We start from the raw sequence: 12,051 nt of genomic DNA on the forward strand, positions 1-12,051 counted from the left end.
CTATAAATCCATATCTCTGGATATATGGATAAGAATCGCGCCCTCGAAGCCTTTGCCGCCCTCAGTCAGCCGACCCGGCTTGACGTGTTCCGCCTGCTGGTCAAGGCGGGCGCGGCGGGCATGTCGGCGGGCGACATTGGGGAAACGCTTGGGGTCCGCCAGAACACCATGTCGGCGAACCTGTCAATTCTCGCCCGCTCTGGCCTGATCCGCAGCACACGGCAGGGCCGCAGTATCCGCTATTTCGCCGATATGGACGGGATGCGCGGCCTGTTGGCCTTTCTGATGGAGGACTGCTGTGGCGGGCAACCGGACCTGTGCCAGCCTGTCATCAACGAAATCGCCTGCGCCTGCTAACCTTCAAATTCCGAAAGTGAACCATGACTGATACATCGCGTCCCGCTGCGGCGGGTCTGGGGCTTTTTGAACGCTGGCTGTCTGTCTGGGTGGCGCTTGCCATCGGGGGCGGTTTTTTGCTCGGCAATCTGTTTCCCGGCCTTTTCGCGGCGCTTGCATCGCTTGAGATCGCTTCGGTCAACCTGCCGGTGGCGGTGCTGATTTGGGCGATGGTTTATCCGATGATGGTGGGTGTCGATTTTGGCGCCCTGCGGCAGGCGGGGGATAAACCGAAAGGGTTGGTTGTGACGCTGGTGGTCAACTGGCTGATCAAACCCTTTACCATGGCGGCGCTTGGCGTGTTGTTCTTTAACCACGTTTTCGCCGGGTTCATTCCGCCGGATGATGCCCAGGCGTATCTGGCCGGGGTGATCCTGCTGGGTGCGGCTCCTTGCACGGCGATGGTGTTTGTCTGGTCAAACCTGACGCGTGGCGATGCCACCTATACGCTGGTGCAGGTCAGCGTGAATGATGTTGTCATGGTCTTTGCCTTTGCGCCCATCGTGGCATTTCTGCTGGGCGTGACCGATATTGTCGTGCCGTGGGATACGCTGCTGTTGTCGGTCGGGCTTTATGTGATGCTGCCGCTTCTGGCCGGGTATCTGACCCGCCAGCGCCTTGTGCGCAACGGCGGCGAGGCGGCGGTGGATGGGTTCAAGGCGCGGGTGCAGCCGTTTTCCATCATCGGGCTGCTGGTGACGGTGGTGCTGTTGTTCGGGTTTCAGGGCGAGGTGATTTTCAACCGCCCGCTGGTGATCGCGCTGATTGCCGTTCCGCTGCTGATCCAATCCTATGGCATCTTTTTTCTGGCTTACGGCGCGGCGCGGGCATGGGGCATTCCGTTCAACGTCGCGGCCCCCTGCGCCATGATCGGAACCTCCAATTTCTTTGAACTGGCGGTTGCCGTCGCAATCAGCCTGTTTGGCCTTGGCTCGGGCGCCGCGCTGGCCACGGTTGTCGGGGTGCTGGTCGAGGTGCCGGTCATGCTGTCCCTTGTCGCCTTTGCCAACCGGACACAACATTGGTTTCCAGCCGGGAAAGGCACATCATGAGCATTGTCATCCACCACAATCCTGCCTGCGGCACGTCACGCAATGTTCTGGCGATCATCCAAGCCTCGGGGGCGACGCCGACGATCATCGACTATCTGCAAACCGGCTGGACGCGGCCACAGCTTTTGGCACTGTTCGCCGCCGCCGGGCTGACGCCCCACACGGCCCTGCGCACGACAAAATCCCCCGCGCAGGATCTGGGCCTGCTTGACCCGGCGGTGGATGATGAGACCCTGCTTGCCGCGATGCTGGAACACCCCGTTCTGGTCAACCGCCCTATCGTTTGTTCGCCAAAGGGGGTGCGGTTGTGCCGTCCGAGCGCGTTGGTGCTGGATCTTCTTGATCGCTTGCCGCACGGGCCGATGACGAAAGAAGACGGCACACTTGTGATCGATGCGAAGGGATGCCGAGTTGACTGATGCACCAAACCTCGACACGGCGCATTTCCGGGCCATCGACGCCGACCGGTTGTTCGCCCCGGCGCGGGCAACACATGCGCCGCGTATCCTGCTGCTTTACGGCTCGCTCAGGGCGCGTTCGTTCAGCCGGCTGATGACCGAGGAAGCGGCGCGTGTTCTGACCCGGTTCGGCGCGCAAACCCGCACCTATTGCCCCTCTGGCCTGCCTTTGCCCGATGATGCCGAGGCGGATCACCCCAAGGTGCAGGAATTGCGCGATCTGGTTACATGGTCCGAAGGTATGGTGTGGTGTTCGCCTGAACGGCACGGCGCGATGACGGGGATCATGAAAACGCAAGTGGATTGGATGCCGCTGTCGCTGGGCGGGGTGCGCCCGACCCAGGGCAAAACCCTGGCCGTCATGCAGGTCAGTGGTGGGTCGCAAAGTTTCAACGCCGTCAATCAACTGCGTATCCTTGGCCGCTGGATGCGCCTGCTGACCATTCCCAACCAATCCTCGACCCCAAAGGCATTTCTGGAGTTTGACGAGGCAGGGCGGATGAAACCCTCGCCGTTTTACGACAGGATGGTCGATGTCATGGAGGAATTGATGAAATTCACCATCCTGACCCGTGACGCCAAGGATTACTTGCTTGACCGTTACAGCGAACGCAAGGAAAGCGCCGCCGAACTGTCAAGGCGGGTCAATCAGAAAGCGATTTGAAAAGGGGCGTTGCGCGTCAGGGTGTTTTGCGCCCTGACGAAACACCATCGAAAAACGTGCTGACCGTGTTTGTGACCGCGACGTTTACATCAATATCGACCACGACGTTATAAACGAATTTCCTGATCGCAATATAGAAGATACTGCCGTGCAGGCCCCAGAACAGCTCGGTTTCTTCCAGGGTTAATGGCCGGTCAAGGTCGCTCTCATTGCGTTCGAAACGTAATTCTCGCGCAGCCGGGCAGATCAGTTTTTCATTGATGAGATCCAGATACCGCTGGCTCAGCCCATAGGATTTAAGGCCGGACGACACGAATATCCTGACCCAGTCATAATCGAACACCCGTTCGGCGTATTCCAGATAAAACTGCGTCAGCCGATCCTTGAGACTGCGGCTTCGGTCCAGCACCAAAGGCTCCCATGCGGGGTTCCAGCGTTTGACATAGATATGATCATAGACCCGCTCGATCAACGCGTCCTTGCTTTCGAAATGGCGGTAAATCACAGCGTGCGATATGCCCATGCGTTTGGCAAGTTCGCGTGTCTGCCCCTCAAATCCGCATTCTGCAAAAAACCTGACCGCCTCTGACAAAATCTGCGCCTCGCGGTCTTTTGCCCGCATGTTTCGGCGGCGCGGCGTCTGGATGGGTTGGTCTGTTGTCGGATCTTGCATCAGGCTCACTCTCTCGTGCCACGTCGATCTAGCAGGCTGGGGATAAATTACCAAGTGGTCACTTTTTCCTTGACCGATGAAAAAATGGGGCCTACCAAAAATGAACAAGTGGTTACAAATGCGGTGGGGAGATCGCATTTGGGAGGGGAAATGAAATCACCGGCGTTTGATTATATCCGCGTGGATTCCGTGGCAGAGGCCCTGTCGGCCTATGACGCGATGAACGATGACGCCGTGTATCTGGCGGGCGGGCATTCTGTGGTGCCGTCTTTGGCGCTGCGGCTTCAGGCACCGGCGCAGTTGATTGATATTTCCGGTATTTCCGAATTGTCAGGGGTTTATCTTGAGGATGGATGGTTGCGGATCGGGGCGATGACGCGCCACGCCGAGGCCATTTCAGACCCGTTGATCGCGCAACATGCGGCCTTGTTCGCGGCGGCGGCGCCCCATGTGGCCCATCCGGCAATTCGCAATCGCGGCACAATCGGCGGCAGCCTGTCGTTGGCTGATCCGGCCTCTGAATTTCCGGCGGTTGCGGTGGCTTTGGGGGCCGAATTGGAGGTCGTCGGCGCAAAGGGCGCGCGCCGTATCCCGGCAGATGCGTTTTTTCTGGGCCTTTATGAAACGGCAATGGCCCCCGGTGAAATCCTGCGCGCAATCTATGTGCCGCCGGTGCGGGAGGGCCAGATTATCGGCTTTGATGAAATTGCGCGGCGGCGGGGCGATTATGCCATGGTCGGGGCGGCGGTTCAGGCCGTGGCACCCGCTGGCGTGATCGAGGACATCAGCATCGCGCTTTTTTCGGTCGGGGATCGGCCAACACCCGCCTTGCAGGCCGCAGATGCGTTGCGGGGCGGCGCGATCACCGCAGAGCGGATCGCAGCGGCGCAAGACGCCCTGAGTGATGATCTTGATCCGCCCGATGATCCGCAATTTCCGGCCAGCGCGCGGTTGCATCTGGCGCGCGTCCTGCTTGGCCGCATCCTTGCCAAACTGGAGGCATCAGCATGACGGTCGAGGTTCGCACGGTAGTCAACAATGAGGAGGTGCGCGAATTCGTCGAGCCGCGCACCAGCCTTGCGGATTTCCTGCGTGACCGGCTGCGCCTGACCGGCACCCATCTGGGCTGCGAAATGGGCGCTTGCGGGGCCTGTCTGGTGCTGCTTGACGGCAAACCGGCCCATGCCTGTCTGGTGCTGGCGGTGCAGGTTTCAGGGCACACCGTCGAAACCATCGAAGGCCTGGCCGAGCGCGGCGCGATTGCCGATCTGCAAGACAGGTTTCACGACCGCAACGCGCTGCAATGCGGGTATTGCACCAGCGGCATGTTGATGAACGCCCATGCCTTGCTTGAAACCAACGCAGCCCCCACCCGGGATGAAATCCGCGATGCCCTGTCGGGGAATTATTGCCGCTGCACCGGGTACGAGGCCATCGTTGACGCCATTCAGGCCACTGCGGTGCAGCGATCCGGCGGGCAGGAGGTGCCACAATGAACGATGCCGCCCCCGACACCAGCCATATCGGGCAATCCCACCGGCGCAAGACCGCCCTGCGCCATCTGGCGGGGCGCGGGCGTTTCGTGGGCGATCTGGTGCTGCCCCGGATGCTGCACGCCGCGTTTGTGCGCAGCCCGATGGCAAAGGGGCGCATCATTGGCCTTGACCTGCAAGAGGCCGAAAGCGCGGCGGGGGTTGTGCGGGTTTTTACCGCCGAAACCCTGAACCATGTCTGTGCCCCCTGGACCGGCAGCTTGAAACATTTTGAGCGGATGAAAAGCACGCCGCAGAACATGCTGGCCGATGGTCAGGTTTTGTGGGCCGGGCATCCCGTGGTGATGATCCTGGCGCGCAGCCGGGCCGAGGCCGAGGACGCCTGCGAGCTGGTGATGCTCGACATTGATGAGGATCAGGCGGTTGTCGATGGCGATGACGCGTTGCTGGAGGATGCACCGCTGGCCGCTGACGGGCTGGACAGCAACCTGTGCTATCGCACGGTTCTGGAAACGCCGGGGGTCGAAGATGCCTTTGCGCGGGCCGCCCATGTGATCGAGGATGATTTCATCTTTGGCCGCCACACGGCGGTGTCGCTTGAGCCGCGCTCGATCATCGCGGATTATGACAGTTCGGACGGGCAGTTGACCGTGCATCACGGCACGCAGACCCCCTATCAGTTTCAGGATATTTATGCCCGCCATTTCGGTATCCCCGAAGGCAAGGTCCGGGTGGCGGCGCCCGACGTTGGCGGGTCTTTCGGGATGAAATTGCACGTCTATAACGAAGAAATGGCGGTGGTGGCCGCCAGCATCCATCTGGGGCGTCCGGTGCGTTTTATCGCGGATCGGCTGGAATCCTTTCTGTCGGATATTCACGCCCGCGATCACCGCATTCACGCCCGCATGGCGCTGGACGGCGAGGGCACCATCCTTGCCATGGATGTCGATGACATGACCCAGATCGGGCCGTTTTCCACATATCCGCGCACCAGCGTTGCCGAGGGCAATCAGGTGATCCGCCTGATGGGCGCGCCTTACCGGATGCCCGATTATCGCGGGCGGTTGTCGGTGGTGTTTCAGAACAAGGTGCAGACCAGCCAGTATCGCGCCGTGGGCCACCCGATTGCCTGTGCCGTGACCGAAGTGATGGCCGACCGCGCCGCAGAGGTTCTTGGGCTTGACCCGTTCGAGATGCGCGCGCGCAATCTGGTGCCGGATGATGCCTATCCGTGCACGTCAGCCACCGGGTTTCAGTTTGAAAAACTGTCCCATGATGCCTGTCTCGCGCAAATGCACGGCCTGATGGGTTATGACGATCTGCGCACCGAACAGGCGGCACTTCGCGAAAAGGGTGTTTTTCGCGGGATCGGAATTGCGCCCTTTGCCGAAATTACCAATCCGGGGGCGGCGTTTTACGGCATCGGCGGGGCGCGGATTTCATCGCAGGACGGGGCGGTTGTCAGGCTGACCCCCTCGGGAGATGTGACTTGCGCGATTTCGATCAACGAACTGGGGCAGGGCACGGAAACCATCGTCGCCCAGATCGTTGCCGATCAGTTGGGCGTGACGCCGGATCAGGTGTCGGTGGTGACGGGCGATACAGAAACCACGCCCAGCGGTGGCGCAACCTGGGCCAGCCGCGGGGCCGGCATTGGCGGCGAAACGGCACTGCGCGCGGGGCGAAAGCTGCAAGGGCAAATCCTCGCGCTGGCGGGGCAGATCTTGCAGGCTGATGCCGCGACACTGGCTCTGGCGAACGGGTTGGTTGTGGATGCCGACACGGGGCAGGAACGGATCACGCTGGCCGAAATCGGCCGCATCGCCACTTATCGCCCCGATACATTGCCCCCCGGCACCGATAATTCCCTGACGGCGGCCCAACATTACGCGCCCGACGGATACCCCTTTGCCTTTACCAACGGCATTCAGGCCAGCCATGTGGAAGTTGACCTTGAAACCGGGGTGATCCGTTTGTTGCGCCATTGGGTGGTCGAGGATTGTGGCCGCATGATCAACCCCTTGCTGGTCGAAGAACAGATCCGGGGCGGCGTGGTTCAGGGGCTTGGGGCCGCGCTGTTCGAGGAATGCCTGTACGACGATGACGGCCAGATGATGAACGCATCTCTTGCGGATTATCTGGTGCCGATGGCCTGTGAGATGCCCGATATCATCATTGAACATGTGCAAACCCCGACCATGGATACGATTTTGGGCGCAAAGGGCGTGGGCGAGGCGGGCACCGCCGCCGCCGGGGCCGCGGTGATGAATGCGGTCAACGATGCCATGCGCCCGGCGGGGGCGCGCATTACCCAAATTCCGATGACACCGCTGCGCATTCTCAAGGCGCTTGGGCATGTTTGACGGGTGTACATCAAAAGGGGCCAAGCCCCGATTGCCCGGGCTGCAATCGCCCTGAGCCGCCCAGCGAAGCGACATACAAGATGCCCCACAGAAGGGCGCGCCAGAAAACGGCATTCGATGCTGACATGAACAAATAGTGGAGGAGAAGAAGCGATGGATCATACGACAAAAGATAAACGTCTTGCACTGCGTCGTCGGGAGTTTCTTTTGGCTGGCGCGGCGGGGGGATGGCCACGGTTGCCGCCCCCTGGATTGCACGGCCGGCCTTTGCCGCAGAAGAAACCATCAAGATCGGCCTGCCGATCCCCCTGACCGGCCCCTATGGCGCCGAGGCGCGGGGGCAGGCGACCTGCGCCCAGATCGCGGTTGACCAGTTCAACGCGGCGGGTGGCCTGAATGGGCGGATGGCCGAACTTCTGGTGCGTGACGACAAGCTGAAAGCAGGCGAAGCCGCAACGCGGACACTGGAGCTGATCGAAAAGGATGGCGCAGATTTCATTTGCGGGTCGCTGTCGGCCTCGGTGCAGCTTGCGGTAAATTCGGTCTGTGTCGAACGTGGCAAGATCTATAATTCGATCTCGCAATCGGATGCGATCAACGAGGCCGGAAATGCGTCGAAATATACCTTTCATGAGGCGCTGAATCCCCACATGACAGCGGGCGCCGTCGGCCGTTATGCCTTTCCCAAGTATGGCACGCGGGTGGCCTTCCTGATTGCCGATTACGCCTATGGCCACGAAATGGCCGCAGGTTTCAAGGCCGCAGGCGAGGCGCTGGGCATCGAGGTGGTGGCCGAGGTCAAACATCCGCTTGCATCAAAGGATTTTTCGACCTTCCTGCCGCGGATTCAGGCCGCCAGACCCGATGTTCTTTGCCTGTGCAACTTTGGCTTTGACCAGTTGAATTCACTCAAACAGGCCGCAAGTTTCGGCATGAAGGAGCAGATGCAGATGGTGGCGCCGGCGCTGTTGTATAATCAGCGCCGTGCCGGGGGCGCCGATGTCTATTCCGGGGTGGTCGGCGGAAGCAATTATTATTGGGGACTGGAAGATGAGGTGGCCTCGGCCAAGGCATTCAACGATGCCGTGCGCGCCGCAACCGAGGGCGCGCCGCCGTCCGATTACGGCGCCTATGGCTATGCCGGGGTCGGCACCATTCTGGACGCGGTCATCGCTGTCGGGGGCACCGACACCGACGCCGTGATCGAAGCGATGGAGGCGGCGAAATACGACAAATACAAGGGCGAGGAATATTTCCGCAAATGCGACCATCAGGCGGTGCAATCGGTCTTTATCATCGAATCCAAGGACGAGGCGGACATGAAGGACGAATATGACGTGTTCCGCATTGTTCAAACCGATCCGGCCAACGAAGACATGCTGCGCAGCTGTCAGGCGCTTGGTCTTTAGGTTGTCCATCGCGCACCGGCAAACGCCGGTGCGCACCTTATTGTCTCAGGGTTTGGCACATAAATGACACTCAACCTCTTTCTGCTTCAGTTGTTTGCCGGGATGGCGCTCGGGTCGGTTTTCGTGCTGCTCGCGATCGGGCTGTCCCTGATTTTCGGGCTGCTTACGGTGGTCAACTTTGCCCATGGTGCCTTTTACATGCTGGGGGCCTATGTCGGGGTGTTCTTTCTGGGGGTGACCGGGAATTTCTGGCTGGCCCTTGTCCTTGTGCCCCTTGTTGTCGGGGCGATGGGCCTGTTCGTTGAACGCACCCTTGTGCGCCCGCTTTATGGGCGCGGCATTGATTATCCGCTGTTGCTGACGTTTGCGCTGGGGTTGGTGATTATTGAACTCGTGCGCATCGTGTTCGGCCTTGATGGCAAATCGTTCCCGGTGCCGGACCTGTTGCAGGGCGCGGTGGATATCGGGGTGGGCTATTTCCCGGTGTACCGGCTGTTTCTGATCGGAATCACGGTGGCGCTGGTTCTTGCGCTATGGCTGGCGCTTGAGAAAACATCCTATGGCCTGATCATCCGGGCCGGGGCGCGCGACCCTGAAATCATGCGGGTTCTGGGCATTGATATTGGCCGGGTATGGTTGGGGGTGTTTGGCCTTGGCACGGGCATCGCCGGATTGGCCGGGGTGCTTTATGCGCCCATGACCAGCGTTATTCCCGACATGGGCGACACGGTTCTGGTGCAGGCCTTTGTGGTGACGGTTGTGGGCGGCATGGGGTCACTTGTCGGGGCGGTGGTTGCCGGTCTGTTGATGGGGGTGATCGTGTCGATGACGGCGCTGTTTTATCCCGAACTGTCAGACCTTGCGATGTTTGCCATGATGGCGGTGGTTCTGTTGATCCGGCCACAGGGGTTGTTCGGGCAGAAAGGGTTGATGGGATGATTGATCAACCCGCGCCGACGCCCCCCATGGTCAACCGAATGAGAGAGCTGGTCCAACGCCACCGGGCGGCTGGTTCGATCATGTTTCTGATCCTGCTTCCCCTGATTTTGCCCTATCAGGCGCTCGCGACCAATATTGTGATCTATGGGCTGTTTGCCCTGGGATTCAACCTGATGTTTGGCTTTACCGGGGTTCTGTCATTTGGCCATGCCGCCTTTTTCGGTGTTGGCGCCTATGGCGCCGGGATCGCGATCGCTCATTTCGGGCTGCCGTGGTTTGCGGCGATTCCGATCGGAATTCTCATTGCCGGGCTGACGGCGATGATCATCGGTGTGCTGGCGATCCGCACCCGCGGAATATACTTTGCCATGGTCACGCTCGCGCTGGCGCAATGTGTCTACTATCTCATCTATCAGATGAGCGACCTGACTGGCGGAGAGAACGGCCTGACCGGGGTAAGCGTGCCAAGTATCAACCTCGGGTTTGTCGAGCTGAACCTTCTGAACCCGACAACGAAATATTATTTCATCCTGGCGTTTGTCGCTGTCGCGATCCTGATATTTTCGCGCATACTCGCCTCGCCCTTTGGCGCGGTGCTGGAGGCCATCCGCGAGAACGAGGATCGCGCCCGTGCCTGCGGCTATGACGTGCAACTGACCAAGTGGGTCGCGTTTGTGGTGTCGGGGCTGTTGTGCGGCCTTGCCGGGGCGCTTTATGCGATACACCTTTCCATCGTGCCTATTGAAATTCTCAATTATCATATGTCGGGGCAGGTGGTGATGATCGCGCTTTTGGGCGGGATGGGCACATTTTTTGGCCCGTTCATCGGCGCCCTCGTGTTTTTGCTGCTCGAAGATGTGGTGACGTCGATGACGTCGCACTGGCCGTTGGTCATCGGGTTGGTGTTCATGGCCTGTGTGCTGTTTTTCCCCCGTGGGATCTGGGGGTCGATCATGGCGTGGGGGCGACGCAAATGACAAACGGCACTCCAATCCTTCAGGTGCGCAATGCCACCATGCGCTTTGGCGGCTTTGCGGCGCTGTCCAATGTTTCGGCGCGGTTCGATGCGGGTAAGCTCACCTCGATCATCGGGCCAAATGGGGCCGGGAAATCGACCCTTTTCAACATCCTGAGCGGCGCTTTTGCCCCCTCCGAGGGCGAAGTTCTGTTGGATGGAACCGGCATCACCGGCAAACGCCAGCATCATTTCGCCCGTCGGGGGATTTCCAAGTCGTTTCAGATCACCAATATCTTTCCCGATCTCACGGCGCTTGAAAATGTGCGGATCGCCGTTCAGGCCATGACCCGCCGCTTTGATCTGTGGACGCCCCGGCGCAGCCTGACCGAAATGGAGGACCGCGCCGCCGCCTTGCTGGATGACGTGGGCCTTGGCGCGCACAAACGCCGGCTTGCATCCGAGGTGTCGCACGGCGAACAGCGGGCGCTGGAAATCGCCATGGCGATTGCCTCTGACCCCAAGGTTTTGCTGCTTGATGAACCCACGGCCGGGATGAGCCCGGAAGAAACCGTTGATGTCATGGCCCTGATCACCCGGCTTGCCGAACGCTGCACCGTTATTCTGGTCGAACACAAGATGAAGCTGGTGATGGATGTCTCTGACGACATTCTGGTGCTGCACCACGGCGAATTTCTGGCGATGGGAACCCCAGATGAAATTCGTGAAAACGATGACGTGGTGCGGGTCTATTTGGGGAAAAAGCGCAAATGATGCTTGATGTTCAGGATCTGAATGCGTGGTACGGGCGCAGCCATGTTCTTCAGGGGATTTCCCTGAACGTGGAACGCGGCGAAATCGTTTCGCTGATCGGGCGCAATGGCGCGGGTAAAACAACAACCCTGCGCGCGATCATGGGGTTGATGGCGTCCACCCGTGGTGCGGTGATGTTCGACGGTGATGAAATCCTGTCGTCCCCGCCTCATGCCCGGTTTTCCAGGGGTTGGGCTATGTCCCCGAAGATCGGCGGATCGTGCCGGGTTTGACCGTGCGTGAAAATCTGCGCCTTGGGACGCTGGCGATGAAAACGGCGCACAGCGAAAACGCGATGATTGAACGCATCGCCGAAACCTTTCCGCGCCTCAAGGAGCGGTTGGAGCAAACCGCCGTCACCATGTCGGGGGGCGAACAACAGATGCTTGCAATCGCAAGGGCGTGGATTTCCGACCCCAAGATGATCATGCTTGATGAACCGTCAGAGGGCATCATGCCGGTCCTTGTGGATGAGATGTTTGAGCTGTTTGAGCGCATGAAATCAGACGGCACCACGATTCTGCTTATTGAACAGAACGTCGAGATCGCTTTGGCGATATCCGACCGTGCCTATATCCTCGATCAGGGCCGGATCGTTTATCAGGCATCGGCGGCGGAATTGTTGAACAATGAAGAAATGAAACAACGCTATTGTTCGGTCTAAGGGCGTTATTTGGCCCGAATTCCCATAACCGGTAACACTCGGCAGAGCCGCCGGATATTTGCTCTTTTGCAATTTTTAGTATGTTCCGGCGTAAGGATTTGCAAATATTCCCGTTCGTCCTTTGCCCTTGCTGCGCGAATGGGTAAGACTGGCCAAAACCGAAAACGGGGGC

The 12,051-nt window shown here is 59.7% G+C and carries 14 protein-coding genes; 13 read left to right on the top strand and 1 reads right to left on the bottom strand.

Annotation, left to right across the window (positions count from 1 at the left end; translation table 11 throughout):
- The first annotated feature begins 24 nt into the window (after positions 1–24).
- From AC0L7P_RS07490 to arsH, 4 genes are read left to right on the top strand one after another with little or no spacing between them, the layout of a single operon-like run.
- Positions 25–357, top strand: coding sequence for an ArsR/SmtB family transcription factor (locus AC0L7P_RS07490; protein WP_473435138.1), 333 nt, complete (start codon positions 25–27; stop codon positions 355–357).
- 23 nt (positions 358–380) lie between these two features.
- On the top strand, positions 381–1,448 hold the full coding sequence (arsB, locus tag AC0L7P_RS07495; RefSeq protein WP_473435139.1) for an ACR3 family arsenite efflux transporter: 1,068 nt from the start codon (positions 381–383) through the stop codon (positions 1,446–1,448).
- Entirely contained in the window at positions 1,445–1,867 is a 423-nt protein-coding gene (gene arsC, locus AC0L7P_RS07500; RefSeq protein WP_473435140.1) for an arsenate reductase (glutaredoxin), read from the top strand. The genes arsB and arsC overlap by 4 nt, the downstream gene beginning before the upstream one ends.
- Positions 1,860–2,570 carry an arsenical resistance protein ArsH gene (gene arsH, locus AC0L7P_RS07505; RefSeq protein ID WP_473435141.1) on the top strand — a complete coding sequence of 237 codons (711 nt, stop codon included), beginning with the start codon at positions 1,860–1,862 and terminating at the stop codon, positions 2,568–2,570. The genes arsC and arsH overlap by 8 nt, the downstream gene beginning before the upstream one ends.
- A gap of 16 nt (positions 2,571–2,586) precedes the next feature.
- Here arsH and AC0L7P_RS07510 read toward each other — a convergent pair whose 3' ends face one another.
- Complete coding sequence (locus tag AC0L7P_RS07510; protein WP_473435418.1) at positions 2,587–3,243, bottom strand: TetR/AcrR family transcriptional regulator; 657 nt, start codon at positions 3,241–3,243, stop codon at positions 2,587–2,589.
- A gap of 150 nt (positions 3,244–3,393) precedes the next feature.
- On the opposite strand from AC0L7P_RS07510, the gene AC0L7P_RS07515 reads away from it, so the two are divergent.
- The 9 genes from AC0L7P_RS07515 to AC0L7P_RS07555 all read left to right on the top strand — a co-directional run bounded on the left by AC0L7P_RS07515 (position 3,394) and on the right by AC0L7P_RS07555 (position 11,879).
- Positions 3,394–4,254, top strand: coding sequence for an FAD binding domain-containing protein (locus AC0L7P_RS07515; protein WP_473435142.1), 861 nt, complete (start codon positions 3,394–3,396; stop codon positions 4,252–4,254).
- Complete coding sequence (locus tag AC0L7P_RS07520; RefSeq protein WP_473435143.1) at positions 4,251–4,739, top strand: (2Fe-2S)-binding protein; 489 nt, start codon at positions 4,251–4,253, stop codon at positions 4,737–4,739. The genes AC0L7P_RS07515 and AC0L7P_RS07520 overlap by 4 nt, the downstream gene beginning before the upstream one ends.
- Complete coding sequence (locus tag AC0L7P_RS07525) at positions 4,736–7,099, top strand: xanthine dehydrogenase family protein molybdopterin-binding subunit (protein WP_473435144.1); 2,364 nt, start codon at positions 4,736–4,738, stop codon at positions 7,097–7,099. Before AC0L7P_RS07520 ends, AC0L7P_RS07525 begins: the two co-directional genes overlap by 4 nt.
- Before the next feature lie 227 nt (positions 7,100–7,326).
- Entirely contained in the window at positions 7,327–8,508 is a 1,182-nt protein-coding gene (locus AC0L7P_RS07530; RefSeq protein ID WP_473435145.1) for an ABC transporter substrate-binding protein, read from the top strand.
- 63 nt (positions 8,509–8,571) lie between these two features.
- Entirely contained in the window at positions 8,572–9,447 is an 876-nt protein-coding gene (locus AC0L7P_RS07535) for a branched-chain amino acid ABC transporter permease (RefSeq protein WP_473435146.1), read from the top strand.
- Positions 9,444–10,424 (top strand): branched-chain amino acid ABC transporter permease, encoded by a 981-nt coding sequence (locus tag AC0L7P_RS07540; RefSeq protein ID WP_473435147.1) that lies wholly within the window; start codon positions 9,444–9,446, stop codon positions 10,422–10,424. The genes AC0L7P_RS07535 and AC0L7P_RS07540 overlap by 4 nt, the downstream gene beginning before the upstream one ends.
- Positions 10,421–11,176: an ABC transporter ATP-binding protein gene (locus tag AC0L7P_RS07545; RefSeq protein WP_473435148.1), complete on the top strand. Its 756-nt coding sequence runs from the start codon at positions 10,421–10,423 to the stop codon at positions 11,174–11,176. Before AC0L7P_RS07540 ends, AC0L7P_RS07545 begins: the two co-directional genes overlap by 4 nt.
- Positions 11,173–11,448 (top strand): ATP-binding cassette domain-containing protein, encoded by a 276-nt coding sequence (locus tag AC0L7P_RS07550; protein ID WP_473435149.1) that lies wholly within the window; start codon positions 11,173–11,175, stop codon positions 11,446–11,448. Before AC0L7P_RS07545 ends, AC0L7P_RS07550 begins: the two co-directional genes overlap by 4 nt.
- Before the next feature lie 2 nt (positions 11,449–11,450).
- Positions 11,451–11,879, top strand: a complete 429-nt coding sequence (locus AC0L7P_RS07555; RefSeq protein WP_473435150.1) for an ABC transporter ATP-binding protein — start codon at positions 11,451–11,453, stop codon at positions 11,877–11,879.
- The last annotated feature ends 172 nt before the right edge of the window (positions 11,880–12,051 follow it).

Source organism: Oceaniglobus sp. K40-3, assembly GCF_055808395.1.